General features: G+C 68.5%; 1 protein-coding gene (cut by a window edge). It reads right to left on the reverse strand.

Features of this window, described 5'->3' with window-relative positions:
• On the reverse strand, positions 1–21,660 hold the 3' portion of the coding sequence (locus AAW51_RS28270; RefSeq protein WP_053013656.1) for a non-ribosomal peptide synthetase. The gene runs 10,809 nt beyond the window's last position; 21,660 of the gene's 32,469 nt are visible here — the last part of the coding sequence; its start codon lies off the right edge, out of view — the gene reads right to left on this strand; its stop codon occupies positions 1–3.

Below are 21,660 nucleotides of genomic sequence, written 5' to 3' on the forward strand. Positions count from 1 at the left end.
TCAGTCCAACGCAGGCTGCGCCGCAGCGTGAAGCGACCAGATCTCGGCCAGCGCAGCGGCCAGGCGGTGGGCATGTGGCGGCTTGAGCATCGTCATGTGATTGCTCCCGTGCAGCACCTGCACGGCCAGCTGCGCCGCATGCCGTCGCCAGCCGCCGACCGGGTCGCGGTCCGAGGCGACCGCCGTCCTGCGTGCAGAAGCAACCGCGTCGGTTGCTTCTGCATTGAGCAACAGCACTCGGCCGCCATAGGGTGTGGCGGGCTGGTAGCTCGTGTTCAGGTGGGTTCCGAACACCCGCAGCAGCGCCTGCAGTCGCTGCGGCGGGGTGGCCGCAGGCAGCACACCGGCACGTGTCAGGCATTGCAGCACGCGTTGCACCTGCTGCGCATCGTCCAGATGCCGCAGATCGTTGGACGTCAACGGCAGGGGCTCACCCCGATCCATCTCCAGCAACTCGATGAACTGCATCGTCGTGCTCAGCCGGTCCGACGGTGGGACCCTGCGCGGTGCTTCACTGTCGACCAGGACCACCGGGGCCACGGTTTCCCCTGCCCGTTCGAGCGCGCGCGCGACCTCGAACGCCACCCACCCGCCAAAGGAATGGCCCAACAGGTGATACGGCCCCCGTGGCGCAATCGCCCGAATCTCGTCGAGATACGCGCTTGCCGCGGCCTCGACCGACGTGTGCGGCACCGATGCACCGTCGTGTCCACGGCACTGCAGCCCCACCACCCACATGCGGGGTCCGAGCGCCTGGACCAGCGGAAGAAAGCAGGTCACGTTGGCACCCGCCCCGGGAATGCAGAAGATGGGCGCGGTGCCGTGCTGCCCGGACTGCAGCGTGATGGCCGCCTTGGCGTGGCAGGCGGTGGACGAGGCCCGGCCACGTTCTGCCTCGGCCAGCCGGCGGGTGATGACGTCCGCCAGCTTCCGAACATGTGGCTCTTCCATGACGAGTCGCGAGTCGCTGGCGACGGCCAGGGCTTCCAGACGGCTGCCCGCCATCGCCGCCCAAGCCCGCGAGCGCTCGGCATCGGCCTGCGTCTCGCCGGTGAACAGGCCCACGGCGATGGGCAGCGGCTGCACCCGGTAGGTGGTGTAGGCGGCGCCGAGTGGCGCGAACAACGCCTCTCGCCACGACGATGCCTCGCCACCACAACACTCTGGGTTCGGCGCGTCGGCGTTTCCGGCTGGCATGTGACCGGGTGCCGGGCTGTCGATCAAGCCGAGGAACTCGACCGTCTCATCCTCGCCCAACAGTTGTTGCGCCATTTCGTAGGCGACCAGCCCGCCTGCCGAACAGCCGATGAGCCGATATGGACCGCGAGGCTGCAGATGGCGGACGATGCCGAGATAGCGAGCGGCCAGCAGCTCGACCGTGACCGGCACGGGAGCGTCCCTGCCATCGACCCGCAAACCATGGAGGGGCAGGTCGCCGTCGAGATGACGCAACAGGGGCTCGTAGCACCCGAGGTCGCCGTTCGCGCCGTGGATCAGGAACAGCGGCCGGCGTGAAGCGCCAGCACGCAGCGGCACCCAATGTCTGGACAGTGCTGTCCGGTCGGGCGGCGCGGGCATGCCCTGGCGGTCCGGGCTCACCACCTGCGCCGCCAGCTCGGCCAGCGTGGCCGTGGTGAACACCGATTGCAGGTCGACGCGCCATCCTTGACGACGCATGCGCTCGACCAGGCTCACCGCCAACAGGGAGTGCCCACCGAGATCGAAGAAGTTGTCGTGGCGGCCGACCCGCTCGAGGTCGAGCAACTCCTGCCAATGGCCCGCCAGCGTCTCTTCGAGCACGCCTTGAGGCGTTTGATCCGGCTGCGCCTGCAGCGGCTCCGGCGCCAGGCACCGCAGGGCCTCGCGGTCGAGGCTGCCGTCAGGCCGGCGCGGCAGTTCGTCGAGCACCCTCACGACACCGGGCACCATGTAGTCCCGCAGCCTGGACGCGAGATAGGCGCGCAAGTCATGCTCGTCCAGCCGATGCCCCGGTCGGGCGTTTGCGCAAGCGATCAACTGCCCCTCGTTCTGCACGCCGTGGTGGGTGACCACGGCGGCCGCGGCAACCTGCGGATGGCACAGCAGCTCGGCCTCGATGTCCTCGAGCTGGACCCGCCGGCCTCGAACCACGACGCGGTGCTCGATGCGTCCCAATCGCTCGAGACTACCGTCCGGACGCCAGCGCGCCAGCTCGCCTGTCGTGTTCGTCCGCGCGGCCACCACGTCGGCGCCGCCGATGCAGACCTCACCCGGCACACCGATGGGCACCGGCCGCCGCTGCTGGTCCAGGATGTACACCCGCTGTTCCGCCACTGCCGGCATGGCTCCGCTGGACGCCAACCGATCCTGGCCTGCGCCAAGGGGGAACTCCTGCAGCACCTGCCGACGTTCCTCGGCACTGAGCAGATCCAGCGTGTCGATGTCCCGCTCCGGGTCCTGCGCCATCTCGCTCAGCACCGCCTTGAACTGGTCCAACCAGCGGGCGACCGTGGAAGGGTCGAACAAGTCGGTCGCATATTCCAGTGCGCCGCGGATCTCGTCGCCTTGCTCTTCCAGGCTCAAGACCAGCTCGGGGTCCGCGCTGTCGCGCGGCACTTCCTGCGGCAGGATCTGCAGATCGGGCAGTTCCAGTCGCGCCTCGGGCAGGTTTTGCAACAGCAGCATCACCTGGAACACCGGGTGGTGGCTCATCGAGCGCGGCGGGTTGAGCGCTTCCACCACCTGCTCGAACGGCACGTCCTGACGAGCGAAAGCCCCGAGCGTCGTGTCCTTCACGCGCCGCAGCACTTCGGCCACGCTCGGCTTGCCGCCCAGATGGGTCCGCAGCGCCAAGGTGTTGACGAAGAAGCCGATCAGCCCCTCGACCTCGACTCGCGAGCGATTGGCCATCAGCGTCGAGATGACCACGTCGGTTTGCCCGCTCAGTCTCGACAGCTGGATGGCCCAGGCGGCGTGCAGCACCATGTACAGCGTGGCGCCGCAGCGCTTGGCCAGCCCCTTGATGTGTGCCGTCAAGGTCGCGTCGAGGACGATGGGCAGATGGGCGCCGGCATAGCTTTGCGTTGGTGGCCGCGGTCGGTCGGTCGGCAGCTCGAGCAACGGCGGAGCGCCGCTCAGGTGCTCGACCCAGTAGGCCAGCTGCTGCCGCCGCATCGCGTCGGCCGAGGCGCGGCGCTGCCAGACGGCATAGTCGGCATACTGGATCGGCAGCGGCGGGAGCGGGTCCGGCCTGCCTTCTCGGAAGGCGTCGTACAGAGCTGCAAGCTCTCGCGTCAGCACACTGGCCGACCAGCCGTCGGCGACGATGTGGTGCACCGTCAGCAGCAGCACGTGCTCGTCGTCGGCCAGCCGCAGCAGCTGGCCTCGCATCATCGGGCTGCGAGCGAAGTCGAAGGGCGCGTGCGCCTCCTCTGCCGTCAGACGCCGCACCGCCTCTTCCCGCTCGTCGGGTGCGTAGGCGCTCAGATCGATCGCCGGCAAGGCAAACGCAACCTCCTCCAGGACCAGCTGCGTCGGTTGCTCGTTCACGAGCGGGAACACCGTGCGCAAGGTTTCATGGCGGGCCACGATGGCGCGCAGCGCCGCTTCGAGGGCCGCCCGGTGCAGCCGACCTTTCAAGCGCATCGCGATCGGGATGTGGTAAGCCCTGCCGGCCCCATCCAGCCGGTCGAGGAACCACAGCCGCTGCTGCGCCCACGACAGCGGCAAGGGCTGGCGGCGCTCGGCCGACTCGATCGGCTGCACATCGGCCTGCTCGGCGCGGCCGAGTGCCTGGGCCAGGCCCTGTAGCGTGGGAGCCTCGAACAAGTCCTTCAGGGCTACTTCACGCCCGAGTGCCTGCCGCACGCGGACCAGCAACTGCACCGCCAGCAGCGAGTGCCCCCCCAGGTCGAAGAAGTTGTCGTGCCGTCCGACCCGCTCGACCTGCAGGATGTCCTGCCAGATCGCTGCCAGCGTCTGCTCGACCTCGCCGTGCGGCGCTTCGTACTGCCGCGCCTGCAGGGCACCGAGGTCCGGTGCCGGCAGCGCCCGCCGGTCGACCTTGCCGTTGGGCGTCAGCGGCAAGCGCTCCAGCACCACGAAGGCGCTGGGCACCATGTAGTCCGGCAGTGTCGCCTTCACGTGCTCGCGCAGCGCCTCCGCTTGTGGTGCTGGCGCGCCGGTGTAGTACGCCACCAACCGCTTGTCGCCCGGCACGTCCTCGCGGGCCAGTACCACCACGTCCTGGACCTGCGGGTGTGCGCTCAACCGGACCTCGATCTCGCCCAGCTCGATGCGGAAGCCCCGGATCTTCACCTGATGGTCGTTGCGCCCCAGGTACTCGATCTGGCCATCGGCCCGCCAGCGTCCCAGGTCACCGGTGCGGTACATGCGTGCGTTCGGCGCCTCGCTGAACGGGTCGTCGATGAACCGCTCGGCCGTCAGCTCGGGCCGCCTCAGATAACCCCGCGCCACCCCGGCACCGCCGATGTAGATCTCCCCCACCACGCCGATCGGCACCGGCTGCCGGTGTTCGTCCAGGATGTAGACCTGCGTGTTGGCGATCGGCCGCCCGATGTGCGGTGCAAACGGCTGTGACCGCTCCATGCGCACTTGGGTGGAGTACGTGGTCGTCTCCGTCGGCCCGTACAGGTTCGTGACGCACCGCACCTTCGGGTTGGCGGCAAAGATCTTTTCCACCAGCTCCCGCTTGAGCGCCTCGCCCGCCACGTTCACCGCCTGGATCGCCTCGGGCAGGCGGCCGGCATCGATCAAGGCGTTCACCGCCGACGGCACCGTGTTCAGCAGGCTCACCGCCTCGCGGCCGGTCAAGTCGAGGGCGTTCTTCACCAGGTGCACGGTGGCCCCGATCGCCAGCGGCACAAACAGCTCGAAGATCGACAGATCGAAGTTGACCGAGGTCGAGAACACCGTGTGTGCCAGGTCCTCCTCACGGAACGCCGAGCGCGCCCAGTGGATGAAGTTGCCAGCGTTGCGGTGCTCCAGCATCACCCCCTTGGGCGTGCCGGTCGAGCCCGAGGTGTAGATCACGTAGGCCAGGTGGTCGGCCATGAGGCCAATCTCAGCCGCCGGCAAGTTCGTCTTCGGCTGCTCAGCCAGTTGGGCATCCACGGCGATCACCTCGGCCGCCTGGTCGGCCAGCCCTGGCACCAGCGCGGTTTGCGTCAGGATCACGCTCGGCGCCGCATCCTGCAGCATCGCCTGCAGCCGCTCGCCTGGGTAGGCCGGGTCCAGCGGCACATAGGCGCCGCCCGCCTTGAGGGTGCCCAGCAAGGCCACCACCAGCTCGGCCTGGCGCTCCATGTACACGGCCACCAGGCGGTCGGGGCCCACCCCGCGCTGCCGCAGGTGATGGGCCAGCTGGTTCGCCTTCTCGTTCAGCTCGGCATAGCTCAGCTGCTGGCCCTCGCACACCAACGCCAGCGCCTGCGGGCTGCGCTGTACTTGCGCTTCGAACAGCTCATGCACCAGCATCTCCTGCGGGTACGGCTGTGCCGTCGCGTTGAACGTCTGCAGCACCTGCTGCCGCTCCGCCGTCCCCAACAGGTCCAGTTCGCTGATCGGGCGCTCGAGGTCGTGCACCATCGCACTCAACGCTGTCTTGAAGTACCCTGCCCAGCGTTCGACAGTCGACCGATCGAATAGCGCCGTGGCGTATTCCACGGTACCCGAGATCTCGTCACCCGCCTCTTGCAGCGAGAGTGTCAAGTCAACTTGGGCGCTCGTGCGCGGCACCTCCTGTGGCGCCAAGGTCAGCCCGGGCAGCACCAGCTCACCCTGTGGTGTGTTCTGCAGCACCAGCATCGCCTGGAAGATCGGGCTGTGGCTGCGGCTGCGCGGCGGCTTCACCGCCTCCACCACCTGCTCGAACGGCACGTCCTGGTGGGCGTAGGCCTGCAGCGTCATGTCCTTGACCCGCTGCAGCAGCTCGCCCACGCTGGGCTGGCCGCTCAGGTCGGCCCGCAGCGCCAGGGTGTTCACGAAGAACCCGATCAGCCCTTCGACCTCGGTGCGCTGGCGGTTCGCCACTGGCGCGCCGATCACCACGTCTTGCTGCCCGCTCAGCTTGGACAGCACTGTCGCCCAGCCGGCATACAGCACCATGTACAGCGTCGCGTCGCAGCGCTTGGCCAGCGCCTTGAGTTGGGCGGTCAGCGGGGCACCCAAGGTCAGCTCCACACTCGCGCCGGCATGGCTTTGCACGGCCGGTCGCGGACGGTCGAGGGGCAGTTCCAGCAGCGCTGGGGCATCGCTCAGCTGCCGCTGCCAGTACCCGAGCTGCGCTTGCAGCGTCTCGCCCTGCAGCCAGCGCCGCTGCCACACCGCATAGTCGGCGTACTGAATCGGCAATGGCGCCAGCGGATCGGGCCGGCCTTCCCGGTAGGCCGCATACAGCGCGGCCAGCTCCCGCACCAGCACCCCCATCGACCAGCCGTCCGAGACAATGTGGTGCATCGTCACCAGCAACACATGTTCGTCCTGCTTCGTTCGGATCAGCCGACCCCGGATCAGCGGGCCACGGCTCAAGTCGAACGGCGCTTGCGCCTCTTCGGCCGCCAGGCACCTCAGGTCCTCCTCGTCCGCACCCGCCAGCTCGACCACCTGCAGCGCGAACCCGGCCGGCTCGACGATCACCTGCACCGCCTCGCCGTCCACCGTGGCGAACACGGTGCGCAAGGCCTCATGCCGTGCCACCACCGTGTCCAGCGCCGCCTGCAGTGCCGTTCGGCTCAGCTCACCGTGCAGGCGTAGTGCGGCCGGCATGTGATACGCCGCGCCCGCACCTTCCAGCCGGTCGAGGAACCACAGCCGCTGCTGCGCCCACGACAGCGGCAGCGCCGCGTTGCGGTCGGCCCGCTCGATGGCCTGCACCTCGGTGTCCTGCGCCTGGCCCAGCGTCTGCGCCAGGCCTTGCAACGTGGGCGTCTCGAACACGGCCTTCAGCGCCACCTCTCGTCCCAACGCCTGGCGCACGCGCGCCAGCAGTTGCACCGCCAGCAGCGAATGGCCGCCGAGGTCGAAGAAGTTGTCGTGCCGTCCAACCTGTTCGACCCGCAGGAGGTCCTGCCAGATCGTCGCCAACGCCTGCTCGGTGTCGCCCACCGGCGCCTCGTACTGCTGCGCCTGCAGCGCGCCGAGGTCCGGCGCCGGCAAGGCGCGCCGGTCCAGCTTGCCGTTGGGCGTCAGCGGCAAACGCGCCAGCGTCACAAAGGCGCTGGGCACCATGTACTCCGGCAAGGTCGCCTTCACGTGCTCGCGCAGCACCTCGACCGCGGGCACATCCTGTGCGGCGGGCGTCACATACGCCACCAGGCGCTTGTCGCCCGGCACGTCTTCGCGGGCCAGCACCACCGCCTCTTGCACCTGCGGGTGTGCGCTCAAGCGTGCCTCGATCTCGCCCAACTCGATGCGGAAACCACGGATCTTCACCTGATGGTCGTTGCGCCCCAGGTACTCGATATTGCCGTCCGAGCGCCACCGCCCCAGGTCGCCGGTCTTGTACATCCGCGCGTTCGGCTCCGCGCTGAACGGGTCGTCGATGAACCGCTCGGCCGTCAGCTCCGGCAGATTCAGATAGCCCCGTGCGACCTGCACACCACCGATGTACAGCTCGCCGGCCACGCCGACGGGCACGGGCTGTAGGTGTTCATCCAGGATGTAGAGGCGCGTGTTGGCGATCGGCCTGCCGATCGGGATGACCGTGCTGTCGTCGCCCGCCTGGCAGGCCCAGGCCGTGACGTCCACCGCCGCTTCGGTGGGACCGTACAGGTTGTGCAATTCGGCCCGGGGCAGCCGCTCGTGGAAGGTGTGCACCAGCGATGCCGGCAGCGCCTCGCCGCTGCACATGACCCGCACGACGCTGCGGCAATTCGCCGCCTGCTCGTGCGCCAGGAAAACCTGCAGCATCGAGGGCACGAAGTGCAATGTCGTCACCCCCGTGCGGCGGATGACCTCGCTCAGGTAAGCCGGGTCCTTGTGCCCTTCCGGCCTGGCCATCACCAGGCGGGCGCCGGCCATCAGCGGCCAGAAGAACTCCCACACCGAGACGTCGAAGCTGAAAGGTGTCTTCTGCAGCACCACGTCGCGCTCGTCCAGCGGGTAGGCGTCCTGCATCCACAGGATGCGGTTGACCACACCTCGGTGCTCGTTCATCACGCCCTTGGGCCGACCGGTGGAGCCCGAGGTGTAGATCACATAGGCGAGGTGCGTCGGCTTCAGACCCAGCGTTGCCGCATCGATGTTGTGGGCCGGTGCCTCGGCCCACTGCCCGGCATCGGCCTGCAGGTGCAGCCGCGGCACCCGCTCGAGGTTCCGGTCGTCAGCCTGCTCGAGCGCCTCGCGGCCTGCCGTGTCGACAAGCACCACGATCGGACCGCTGTCCTGCAGCATGTGGCGCAAGCGTTCCACCGGGTACTCGGGGTCGAGCGGCACATAGCCGCCCCCCGCCTTCAGCACCGCCAGCAGGCCCACCACCATCTCGACGCTGCGCTCGACGCACAGCGCCACACGGCTGTCGGGCCGAACGCCCAGCCTCCGCAGATGGTGCGCCAGCCGGTTGGCCCGCGCATTCAGTTCGGCGTAGCTGACGCCTTGCTCGCCATGGATCAGCGCCGTGGCGTGCGGCGTTCGCGCCACCTGGGCTTCGAACAGCTCATGCACCCGCAGATCCTCGGGATATGGCCGCGCCGTGTCGTTCCATGTCACCAGCACTTGCTCGCGCTCGAACCGTGGCAGCACGTCGATGCTGCGTGTCGACGCTTGCGGTGCCTCCTCCAGCGCCTGCACCAGCGCCTGGAGGGCGGTCGACATGAAATCACAGATACGTTGCGGCCCGATCGCCACGCTGACTTGCGCTGTGAGGGCGAAGTCCTCCCCCAGGTCGTCGACCGACAGCGTCAGCGGGTAGTTGGTGCGCTCATGCCCGCCCAGGTAGTCGATCTCGCCCAGTCCTGCCGCTTCAGGCGCTTGCGGCTGCTCCTGCACCGACGGCACGCTGTATCGATAGTTCAGCAGCGCCGTGAAGAGCGGCGCCTGGGCCGGCACGCGACTGCAGCGCTGCGCGAGCGCGAGCGGTGCATGTTCGTGGCGCAGCAGGTCCACGAGCAAGGCGTGGGCTTGTTTCAGGCGTTGCACCACGCCCTGCTCGTCCACGCTGATGCGCACCGGCAGGGTGTTGATGAACAGGCCCAGCACCCGGTCGGCCTGAGCGCCGCCTTGCATCCGGCCGAACAGGACGGTGCCGAACACCACGTCCTGGCGGCCGGTCGCCCTGGCCAGCACCAGCGCCCAGGCAACGTGCATCAGGCTGGCCGCGCTCACGCCCAGCCGGCGTGCGTGACGGCGTATGGCTTGCGCGAGTTCGGGGGCGAGCTGCTGCCGGGCCTCGGCGATGCCGCTGCCGTCGCCCTGCACGTTCAGCAAGCCGAACGGGGCGGTCGGTGTGTCGATGTCGCCCAGCATGTCCTTGAAGAAGGCTTCGTGCTCCTCCTGGCTCACGCCGCCTCTTGCTTGTGCCACGAAGCCGCGGAAGGGCGCCGGCCGCGGCAGCCGGTGCGCTTGTCCTTGCGCAATGGCGTGCACTTCCTCCAACACCCGTTCCAGCGTCGTGTGGTCAAACGCCATGTGGTGGAACAACAGGCGCACCCACCAGTCTCCCTTGGCGGTGTCGTGGGCGACATGGCAACTGAGCATCGGCGCTTGCCTGACGTCCAGACGGTGCCGCCGCGGGTCGTAGCGAGTTTCGAGCTGTTGTGCGATATCGCGCTGGCCAGCGTCGAGTTCCACAAGCTCCACCGGCAGCCTGGCGTGCCGGCGCACCACCTGCACCGGCTGGCTCAAGCCCTCCCAGGCCACGCCCGTGCGCAGGATGTCGTGGCGGTCGACCACCTGCTGCAGTGCCGCCAGAAAACGATCCAGTTGCGCCTTGCTCTTGACGCGCAACAGCGTCGGCAGCACGTAGGGGTCGCCTTCCTGCTGCATCAGGTGGTGGAACAGTATGCCTTCCTGCAGAGGCGCCAGGGGATAGATGTCCTGCACATTGGCCGCGCCCCCTTCCACCTGGTCGACGATCGTGTCGATCGCTTCCTGGCTCAGGCTCACCAGGGTCAGCATCTCGGGTGTGATGCGCGTGGCGTCCCGGGGGATCAGGTTGGGCGGCACCTGCACCTCCCGGCTGTCCGTGCTGGCCAGGGCCGCCAGCTCGGCCAGCGTGGGCGCCGTGAACACCGCTCTCACATCGGCATGCAGTCCGTCGCCGCGCATCCGCTCGATCAAGCTCACGGCCAGCAGCGAGTGCCCGCCGAGCTCGAAGAAGTTGTCGTCGCGGCCCACGCGTTCCAGACCGAGCAGGTCGGCCCAGATGCGGGCCAGGGATGCTTCAGTGCGGCCCCGGGGCGCGTCGTATCCCCGGCTGACCACCGCGTCGCCTTGCGGCGCTGGCAAGGCCTTGCGATCGAGCTTGCCGTTGGGGGTCAGCGGCAGGGTGTCCAGATGCACGTAAGCGGCTGGCACCATGTACGGCGGCAAGCTGAGCGCCGCATGCTGTCTCAACGCTTCGACTTGCGGCGCTTGTGCGCCGGTGTAGTACGCCACCAACCGCTTGTCGCCCGGAACGTCCTCGCGGGCCAGCACCACCACGTCCTGGACCTGCGGGTGTGCGCTCAACCGGACCTCGATCTCGCCCAGCTCGATGCGGAAACCCCGGATCTTCACCTGATGGTCGTTGCGCCCCAGGTACTCGATCTGGCCATCGGCCCGCCAGCGCCCCAGGTCGCCCGTCTTGTACATCCGCGCGTTCGGTACCTCGCTGAACGGGTCGTCGATGAACCGCTCGGCCGTCAACTCCGGCCGCCTCAGGTAACCCCGCGCCACCCCGGCCCCGCCGATGTAGATCTCCCCCACCACGCCGATCGGCACCGGCTGCCGTTGCTCGTCCAGGATGTAGACCTGCGTGTTGGCGATCGGCCGCCCGATGTGGGGTGCAAACGGCTGCGACCGCTCCATGCGCACTTGCGTGGAGTACGTGGTTGTCTCCGTCGGTCCGTACAGGTTCGTGACGCAGCGCACCTTCGGGTGGGCGGCAAAGATCTTTTCCACCAGCTCCCGCTTGAGCGCCTCGCCCGCCACGTTCACCGCCTGGATCGCCTCGGGCAGGCGGCCGGCATCGATCAAGGCGTTCACCGCCGACGGCACCGTGTTCAGCAGGCTCACCGCCTCGCGGCCGGTCAAGTCGAGGGCGTTCTTCACCAGGTGCACAGTGGCCCCGACCGCCAGCGGCACAAACAGCTCGAAGATCGACAGATCGAAGTTGACCGAGGTCGAGAACACCGTGTGTGCCAGGTCCTCCTCACTGAACGCCGAGCGCGCCCAGTGGATGAAGTTGCCGGCATTGCGGTGCTCCAGCATCACCCCCTTGGGCGTGCCGGTCGAGCCCGAGGTGTAGATCACGTAGGCCAGGTGCTCCGCCGTCAGCCCCAACTCGGCCGCCGCCAGGTTCGTCTTCGGCTGCTCGGCCAACTCAGCATCTACGGCGATCACCTCGGCTGCCTGGTCGATCAGCCCCGGCAACAGCCCGGTCTGCGTGAGGATCACGCTCGGCGCCGCATCCTGCAGCATCGCCTGCAAGCGCTCGCCCGGGTAGGCCGGGTCCAGCGGCACATAGGCGCCGCCCGCCTTCAGCGTGCCCAGCAAGGCCACCACCAGCTCGGCCTGGCGCTCCATGTACACAGCCACCAGGCGGTCGGGGCCCACCCCGCGCTGCCGCAAGTGATGGGCCAGCTGGTTCGCTCTCGCGTTCAGCTCGGCATAGCTCAGCTGCTGGCCCTCGCACACCAACGCCAGCGCCTGTGGGCTGCGCTGCACTTGCGCTTCGAACAGCTCATGCACCAGCATCTCCTGCGGGTACGGCTGTGCCGTCGCGTTGAACGTCTGCAGCACCTGCTGTCGTTCCACCGCCCCCAACAGGTCCAGCTCGCTGATCGGGCGCTCGAGGTCTTGCACCATCGCGCCGAGCACCATTTCGAAATAGCCCGCCCAGCGTTCGACGGTGGCCGGTTCAAACAAGGTGCTGGCGTAGTCGATGGCCCCGACCATCTCGTCGCCCTGCTCCTGCAAGGACAGGGTGAGGTCGAACTGTGCCGTCTGGCGTGGCACGTCCTGCGGTGCCAGTGTCAGCCCGGGCAGCGCCAGCTCGCCCTGCGGTGTGTTCTGCAACACCAGCATCGCCTGGAAGATCGGGCTGTGGCTCAGGCTGCGCGGCGGCTTCACCGCCTCCACCACCTGCTCGAACGGCACGTCCTGGTGGGCATAGGCCTCGAGCGTCATCGCCCGGACCCGCTGCAGCAACTCACCCACGCTTGGCTGGCCGCTCAGGTCAGCCCGCAGCGCCAGCGTGTTGACGAAGAAGCCGATCAGCCCTTCGACCTCGGTGCGCTGGCGGTTCGCCACCGGTGCGCCGATCACCACGTCCTGCTGCCCGCTCAGCTTGGACAGCACCGTGGCCCAGCCGGCATACAGCACCATGTACAACGTTGCATCGCAGCGCTTGGCCAAGGCCTTCAGCTGGGCCGTCAGCGGTGCTTGCAAGACGATGGGCACACTGGCGCCGGCATGGCTTTGCACCGCCGGCCTCGGGCGGTCGGTCGGCAGTTCCAGCAATGCTGGTGCCTCGTTCAGCTGCCGCTGCCAGTACCCAAGCTGCGCTTGCAGCGTCTCGCCCTGCAGCCAGCGCCGCTGCCACACGGCATAGTCGGCGTACTGAATCGGCAATGGCGCCAGCGGATCGGGCCGGCCTTCCCGGTAGGCCGCATACAGCGCAGCCAGCTCGCGTACCAGCACCCCCATCGACCAACCGTCGGAGACGATGTGGTGCATCGTCACCAGCAACACGTGTTCGTCCTGCTTCGTTCGGATCAGCCGACCCCGGATTAGCGGGCCACGGTTCAAGTCGAACGGCGCTTGCGCCTCTTCGGCCGCCAGGCGCCGCAGGTCCTCCTCGTCCGCACCTGCCAGCTCGACCACCTGCAGCGAGAAGCCTGCCGGCTCGATGATCACCTGCACCGCCTCACCGTCCACCGTCGCGAACACCGTGCGCAAGGCTTCATGCCGTGCCACCACGGTGTCGAGCGCCGCCTGTAGTGCCGCCCGGTCCAGCTCACCGTGCAGGCGCAGCGCGGCCGGCAAGTGATACGCCCTGCCCGCCTCCTCGAACCGGTCGAGGAACCACAGCCGCTGCTGGGCCCACGACAGCGGCAGCGGCTGGCTGCGGTCGGCTGTTTCGATGGCGCTCCCATCGCTGAGCTGTGCGCCGTCCAGCCGCTGGGCCAGGCCCTCCAGCGTCGGGGCTTCGAACAACACCTTCAGCGCCACCTCCCGGCCGGTGACCTGGCGCAAACGGGCGATCAGCTGCACCGCCAGCAGCGAGTGTCCCCCCAGGTCGAAGAAATTGTCGTGCCGTCCGACCCGCTCGACCTGCAGGATGTCCTGCCAGATCGCTGCCAGCGTCTGCTCGGCCTCGCCGAGCGGCGCTTCGTACTGCCGCGCCTGCAGGGCCCCCAGGTCCGGTGCCGGCAGCGCCCGCCGGTCGACCTTGCCGTTGGGCGTCAGCGGCAAGCGCTCCAGCACCACGAAGGCGCTGGGCACCATGTAGTCCGGCAGTGTCGCCTTCACGTGCTCGCGCAGCGCCTCCGCTTGCGGCGCTGGCGCGCCGGTGTAGTACGCCACCAACCGCTTGTCGCCCGGCACGTCCTCGCGGGCCAGTACCACCACGTCCTGGACCTGCGGGTGCGCGCTCAACCGGACCTCGATCTCGCCCAGCTCGATGCGGAAACCCCGGATCTTCACCTGATGGTCGTTGCGCCCCAGGTACTCGATCTGGCCATCGGCGCGCCAGCGCCCCAGGTCACCGGTGCGGTACATGCGTGCGTTCGGCGCCTCGCTGAACGGGTCGTCGATGAACCGCTCGGCCGTCAGCTCGGGCCGCCTCAGGTAACCTCGCGCCACCCCGGCACCGCCGATGTAGATCTCCCCCACCACGCCGATCGGCACCGGCTGCCGGTGTTCGTCCAGGATGTAGACCTGCGTGTTGGAGATCGGCCGCCCGATGTGCGGTGCAAACGGCTGTGACCGCGCCATGCGCACTTGGGTGGAGTACGTGGTTGTCTCCGTCGGTCCGTACAGGTTCGTGACGCACCGCACCTTCGGGTTGGCGGCAAAGATCTTTTCCACCAGCTCCCGCTTGAGCGCCTCGCCCGCCACGTTCACCGCCTGGATCGCCTCGGGCAGGCGGCCGGCATCGATCAAGGCGTTCACCGCCGACGGCACCGTGTTCAGCAGGCTCACCGCCTCGCGGCCGCTCAAGTCGAGCGCGTTCTTCACCAGGTGCACAGTGGCCCCGACCGCCAGCGGCACAAACAGCTCGAAGATCGACAGATCGAAGTTGACCGAGGTCGAGAACACCGTGTGTGCCAGGTGCTCCTCACTGAACGCCGAGCGCGCCCAGTGGATGAAATTGCCGGCATTGCGGTGCTCCAGCATCACCCCCTTGGGCGTGCCGGTCGAGCCCGAGGTGTAGATCACGTAGGCCAGGTGGTCGGCCGTGAGGCCCAGCTCAGCCGCCGGCAAGTTCGTCTTCGGCAGCTCGGCCAGCTGGGCATCTACGGCGATCACCTCGGCTGCCTGGTCGGCCAGCCCCGGCAACAGCGCGGTCTGCGTGAGGATCACGCTCGGCGCCGCATCCTGCAGCATCGCCTGCAAGCGCTCGCCCGGGTAAGCCGGGTCCAGCGGCACATAGGCACCGCCCGCCTTGAGGGTGCCCAGCAAGGCCACCACCAGCTCGGCCTGGCGCTCCATGCACACGGCCACCAGGCGGTCGGGGCCCACCCCGCGCTGCCGCAGGTGATGGGCCAGCTGGTTCGCTCTCGCGTTCAGCTCGGCATAGCTCAGCTGCTGGCCCTCGCACACCAACGCCAGCGCCTGTGGGCTGCGCTGCACTTGCGCTTCGAACAGCTCATGCACCAGCATCTCCTGCGGGTACGGCTGTGCCGTCGCGTTGAATGTCTGCAGCACCTGCTGCCGCTCTTCGGGCGGCAGGATGGGCAGGTCCCACAAGGTCTTCTGTGGTGCGGCCTCCAGGGCTTGCACCAGTCCCTCCAGCGCGGTGTGCAGATAAGACGTCACGCGATCCGCCCGCACCCCGCCGTTCACCTGCGCGGTGAGCAAGAAGCGCTCGCCAAGGTCGTCGACCATCATCGAGAACGGATAGTTCGTCCGTTCCTGGGTCGTGAGCACCTCGACCCCCAGATCGGGCCCGGCCGGGTCAGCTGCGCCGCTGTGGCGATAGTTCAACATTGCCGTGAACAGCGGCGCAGCGCCGTCGATCGCGCTGCAACGCTGTGCCAGGGCCAACGAGGCATGTTCATGTTCGAGCAGTTCCATCAGTTCACGATGGGCGTGCCGGACCGCCTCGCGCATCGGCAGCCCCTTCAGCTGCAGCCGCAACGGCAAGGTGTTGATGAACATGCCCATGGTGCGGCTGGCGCCGCCTTGCAGGCGCCCGAGCAACACGGTGCCGAAGACCACGTCGTCACGCCCGCTGCAGCGCCCCACCACCATGGCCCAGGCCACGTGAAACAGCGTTGCCGTGCTCACGCCGAGCACGGGTGCCAGCGCTCGCAGGCGCTGCCCCAGCGTCGAGTCCACCTCGCGCCGGGCTTCCTCGAAGCGCTGCCCACCTCCCCGCACGTCCAGCAAGCCGAACGGCGCCGTGGGTTCCTGGACGCCGCCCAGCTTGGCGCGGAAGAAGGCCTCTGCGTCGTGCCGCTGCGCCTGCATCAAGGCCCGCGCCACGAAGCCCCGGTAGGCCACCGGCTCGGGCAAGCTTGCGCCCTGGCCTTGCAGATGGGCCGCCACTTCCTCCATCACGATGTCCAGCGACACGTGGTCGCTGACGATATGGTGCAACTGCAGCAGCAACAGCCATCGGCCGCGGCACTCGTCTGCCGCCACTTCCAACCGCACCAGTGGCGCCTGCTGCAGGTCGAGCGACAGCTCGCGTCGCTGCAGGCGCGCCTGCAGCACTTCGAGCGCATCCTGCCCCGGCGCCAGTTCGATGCGCTGCAGCTGCAGCTCGGCTCGCCGGTAGACAACCTGCACCGGGGGGGTCTGCCCCTTCCACACCACGGCCGTGCGCATGACGTCGTGACGGTCGATCACCCATTGCAGCGCCCGCACAAACTCGTCCAGCGCGGCGCGCGTCTCGAATGCCAGCAGCATCGGCAGGACGTACAAATCGTCTTGCTCGTTGAGCATGTGGTGGAACAGGATGCCTTCTTGCAGCGGCGCGAGCGGGTAAATGTCCTGCACGTTGCGCGCGCCGCCCGGCACACTCGCCACGATGGTGTCGATCTGCGTTTGGTTCAGCTCGACCAGCGTCAGCATGTCCGGCGTGATCCGTTCGCAGTCCGGCTCGATCCGGCACGGCGGCACTTCCGGCGTGACCGCCGCTTCGCGCGTCAAGACGGCGCCCAGCTCCGCCAGCACCGGGCGGGTGAAAAGGCTGCCGACGTCGGCGTGCCATCCCGCCGCGCGCAGGCGCTCGATCAACTTCACGGCCAGCAAGGAATGCCCACCGAGCTCGAAGAAGTTGTCGTGCCGTCCGACCCGCTCGACCTGCAGCACGTCCTGCCAGATCGCCGCCAGCGTTTGCTCGGTGTCGCCCACCGGCGCCTCGTACTGCTGCGCCTGCAGTAAGCTCGCATCGGGCGCCGGCAGCGCACGCCGGTCCACCTTGCCGTTGGGCGTCAGCGGCAGGCGCTCGAGCACCACGAAGGCGCTGGGCACCATGTAGTCCGGCAGTGTTGCCTTCACGTGCTCACGCAGCGCCTCTGCTTGCGTTGCCTGCGCGCCGGTGTAGTACGCCACCAACCGCTTGTCGCCCGGCACGTCCTCGCGGGCCAGCACCACCACGTCCTGGACCTGCGGGTGTACGCTCAAGCGCGCCTCGATCTCGCCCAGCTCGATGCGGAAGCCCCGGATCTTCACCTGCTGGTCGTTGCGCCCCAGGTACTCGAGGTTGCCGTCCGAGCGCCAGCGCCCCAGATCGCCGGTCTTGTACAGCCGCGCGTGCGGCTCGCCGCTGAACGGGTCGTCGATGAACCGCTCGGCTGTCAGCTCGGGCCGGTTCAGGTAGCCGCACGCCACCCCGGCGCCGCCGATGTAGATCTCCCCCGGCGCCCCGATCGGCACCGGCTGACGCTGCTCGTCGAGCAGGTAGACCTGCGTGTCGGCGATCGGCCGTCCGATCGGGATGCCGGTCGCGTCTGCCGCCACCGCCTCGATGGGGTAGGTCGTCGCAAAGGTGGTCGTCTCGGTCGGCCCGTAGCCGTTGAGCAATCGCTGCGGTGCACTCTCGCCCAGCACCCGCGCGATCGTGCGGGCGTCCAATGCGTCCCCGCCCACCAGCAAGTACTTGAGCTGGCGGAACACGCTGCCCAGCGCCTGCGCATACTGGTTGAACAGGCCCACCGTCAGCCACAGCACGTTCACCCGCTGGCGCAGCAGCTCCTGGGCCAAGCGCTGCGGGTCGAGCACGTCCTCTTGGACCACGATCACCACCCGGGCGCCGTTGGCCAAGGCGCCCCAGATCTCGAAGGTCGAGGCGTCGAAGGCCGGGTTGCTGCAGTGGCCCACGGTGTCGTCGGGGCCGATCTCGGCATAACCGTTGGCCACCACCAGGCGGTGGATCGCACGGTGCGGCACCACCACCCCTTTGGGTTGGCCGGTCGAGCCGGACGTGTACATCACATAGGCCGGGCTGCCGGCGGCCTGCACCACGGCCGGGTTGTCCGCTCGGCCAAGGTTGAGTAGTTCCTCGTCGAGCACGGTCCAGTGCACCGTCGCTCGGCAGACCGTCTGGGTAGTGGCGATCGCGCGTTCGGCGCGGCAGTCGTCGATCATGAACTGCTGCCGCTCCAGCGGGAACTGCGGGTCCACGGGTACGTAGGCGGCGCCGCACTTGAGCACCGCCAGCTGCGCGATCACCATCTCGGCGCTGCGTGGCATCACGATGGGGATCAGCTCGCCGGGCCGGGTGCCTTGGCGGATCAGGTGATGTGCCAGCCGGTTGGCCCGTTCGTTCACGTCGGCGTAGCTGAACGTCCGCTCGCCGCAGACCAGTGCCACCGCCTCGGGGCGCTGGCGGGCCTGGGCCTCGAACAGCTGGTGGATCAGCTGGTCGCGCGCGCAGTCGCTGTGGGTGGCGTTGAAGCTGTGCAGCACCTGCTGCCGCTCCTCGGCACTCAGCAGGTCCAGCGCAGCGACCGGCCGCTCGAGGTCTTGCACCAGGGTCGCCAGCGCGGTCTTGAAGTAGCCGGCCCAGCGTTCGATGGTCGAGGTGTCGAACAAGGCGGTGGCGTATTCCAGCGAGCCGGTGATCTCGTCGCCGACTTCCTGGAGCGACAGTGTCAGGTCCACCTTGGCGGTGGTGTGTGCCAGCGTCTGCGGTGTCAAGGTCAGCCCGGGCAGCACCAGCTCACCCTGCGGTGTGTTCTGCAGCACCAGCAGGGTTTGGAAGATCGGGCTGTGGCTGCGGCTACGCGGCGGCTTCACCGCCTCCACCACCTGCTCGAACGGCACGTCCTGGTGGGCGTAGGCCTGCAGCGTCATGTCCTTGACCCGCTGCAACAGTTCGCCAACGCTGGGCCGACCGCTCAAGTCGGCCCGCAGCGCCAGCGTGTTGACGAAGAAGCCGATCAGCCCTTCGACCTCGGTGCGCTGACGATTCGCCACCGGCGCGCCGATCACCACGTCTTGCTGCCCGCTCAGCTTCGACAGCACCGTCGCCCAGCCGGCGTACAGCACCATGTACAGCGTTGCGTCGCAGCGCTTGGCCAGCGCCTTCAGCTGTGCCGTCAGCGGTGCTCCCAACGTCAGCTCCACACTCGCGCCGGCATGGCTCTGCACCGCGGGCCGCGGGCGGTCCGTCGGCAACTCGAGCAGGGCTGGCGCCTCACTCAGCTGCCGCTGCCAGTACCCGAGCTGCGCTTGCAGCGTCTCGCCCTGCAGCCAGCGCCGCTGCCACACCGCATAGTCGGCGTACTGAATCGGCAATGGCGCCAGTGGATCGGGCCGGCCTTCCCGGTAGGCCGCATACAGCGCAGCCAGCTCCCGCACCAGCACCCCCATCGACCAGCCGTCCGAGACAATGTGGTGCATCGTCACCAGCAACACATGTTCGTCCTGCTTCGTTCGGATCAGCCGACCCCGGATCAGCGGGCCACGGCTCAAGTCGAACGGCGCTTGCGCCTCTTCGGCCGCCAGGCACCTCAGGTCCTCCTCGTCCGCACCCGCCAGCTCGACCACCTGCAGCGCGAAGCCTGCCGGCTCGACGATCACCTGCACCGCCTCGCCGTCCACCGTCGCGAACACCGTGCGCAAGGCCTCATGCCGTGCCACCACCGTGTCGAGCGCCGCCTGCAGTGCCGTTCGGCTCAGCTCACCGTGCAGGCGCAGCGCGGCCGGCATGTGATACGCCGCGCCCGCACCTTCCAGCCGGTCGAGGAACCACAGCCGTTGCTGCGCCCACGACAGCGGCAGCGCCGCGTTGCGATCGGCCCGCTCGATGGCCTGCACCTCGGTGTCCTGCGCCTGGCCCAGCGTCTGCGCCAGGCCTTGCAGCGTGGGCGTCTCGAACAGGGCCTTCAGCGCCACCTCTCGTCCCAACGCCTGGCGCACGCGCGCCAGCAGTTGCACCGCCAGCAGCGAATGGCCACCGAGGTCGAAGAAGTTGTCGTGCCGTCCAACCTGTTCGACCCTCAAGAGGTCCTGCCAGATCGCCGCCAGCGCCTGCTCGGTGTCGCCCACCGGCGCCTCGTACCGTTGCGCCTGCAGCGCGCCGAGGTCCGGCGCCGGCAAGGCGCGCCGGTCCAGCTTGCCGTTGGGCGTCAGCGGCAGACGCTCCAGCGTCACAAAGGCGCTGGGCACCATGTACTCCGGCAAGGCCGCCTTCACGTGCTCGCGCAGCACTTCGACCTCGGGCACATCTTGTGCCGCCAGCGGCGTCACATACGCCACCAGGCGCTTGTCGCCCGGCACGTCTTCGCGGGCCAGCACCACCGCCTCCTGCACCTGCGGGTGTGCGCTCAAGCGTGCCTCGATCTCGCCCAACTCGATGCGGAAACCACGGATCTTCACCTGATGGTCGTTGCGCCCCAGGTACTCGATATTGCCGTCGGCCCGCCACCGCCCCAGGTCGCCGGTCTTGTACATCCGCGCGTTCGGCTCCGCGCTGAACGGGTCATTCGAGAACCGCTCGGCCGTCCGCTCCGGCCGCCCGAGGTAGCCCCGCGCCACACCAGCACCGCCGATGTAGATCTCCCCCACCACACCGACCGGCACTGGCTGCCGCTGTTCGTCCAGGAGGTAGACCTGCGTGTTGGCGATCGGACGGCCGATGCAGGCCCCCTCCTCGGCCCGCGTCACCGTATGGAAGGTGGCACTGACCGTCGTTTCGGTGGGCCCGTACTGGTTGATCAGGGTGGGCCTGTGCCCCGACCGGGCGAACCACGCGCTCAAGGCAGACGCGCTCATGCGCTCTCCGCCGACCACCACCAGCCGAAGTGCATCAGGCAGGCGCGGCGGCGCGCCCAGCACCACCTGCTGCCAGTAGGCCGCCGGCAAGTGCAGCACGGTGATCCGGTGGCTGGCGCACAGGGACCAGAAAACGTCGGCGTCGCCGATCCATTGCTCGGTCCGCAACACCAGCGTGGCGCCACGGTGCAGAGATCCGAAGATCTCTTGTGCGGCCACGTCGAACGAGGTCGCGACGAACTGCAGCACCCGGTCCTCCTCATCCAAGCCATAGCTCGGCTGAAGGGCGTGTAGCAGGTTGACCAGATTGGCGTGCGTCACCATCACCCCCTTCGGGGTGCCGGTCGAGCCAGAGGTGTAGATCACATAGGCTCGATGGTGGGCCTTGAAGCCGATCGCACCTGGGTCGAGGTTGCTGTCGTCTTGCCGGGCGATGAGCGGTGCATCGTCGTCCAACACGACCACCTGCGCCGTGGTCGCCAGCCCGGCACGCAGCCGCGCCTGCGTCAGCACCACCCGGGGCGCCGCGTCCTGCAGCATGTGCTGCAGGCGCTCGTCGGGATACGCCGGGTCCAGCGGCACATAGGCGCCGCCGGCCTTCAAGATGCCCAGCAGGCCCACGACCATGTCCAGCGATCGCTCGACGCAGATCGCCACCAGCGCGTCCGGCCCGATGCCCCGCTCGCGTAGGTGCCGCGCCAGCTGGTTCGCCCGGGCGTTCAGCTCGGCATAGGTCAGCTGCCGGCCCTCGAACACCACGGCCACCGCGTCCGGGCAGCGCCGCACCTGCGCTTCGAACAGCTCGTGCACCAGCAGCTGCTGCGGGTAGGGCTGCGCGGTCTCGTTGAACACCTGCAGCACCTGCCGGCGTTCCTCGGCGCCCAGCATCTCCAGGCCGTCGACCGGGCACTCGAGGTCTTGCACCATCGCGCCGAGCACTGCCTTGAAGTAGCCCGCCCAGCGTTCGATGGTCGAGGCATCGAACAGCGCGCTGGCGTATTCGATCGCTCCCACGATCTCCTCGCCCTGCTCCTGCAGCGACATCGTCACATCGAACTGCGCCGTGGGGCGCGA

This window comes from Caldimonas brevitalea, assembly GCF_001017435.1.
GTDB lineage: Bacteria > Pseudomonadota > Gammaproteobacteria > Burkholderiales > Burkholderiaceae_C > Caldimonas > Caldimonas brevitalea.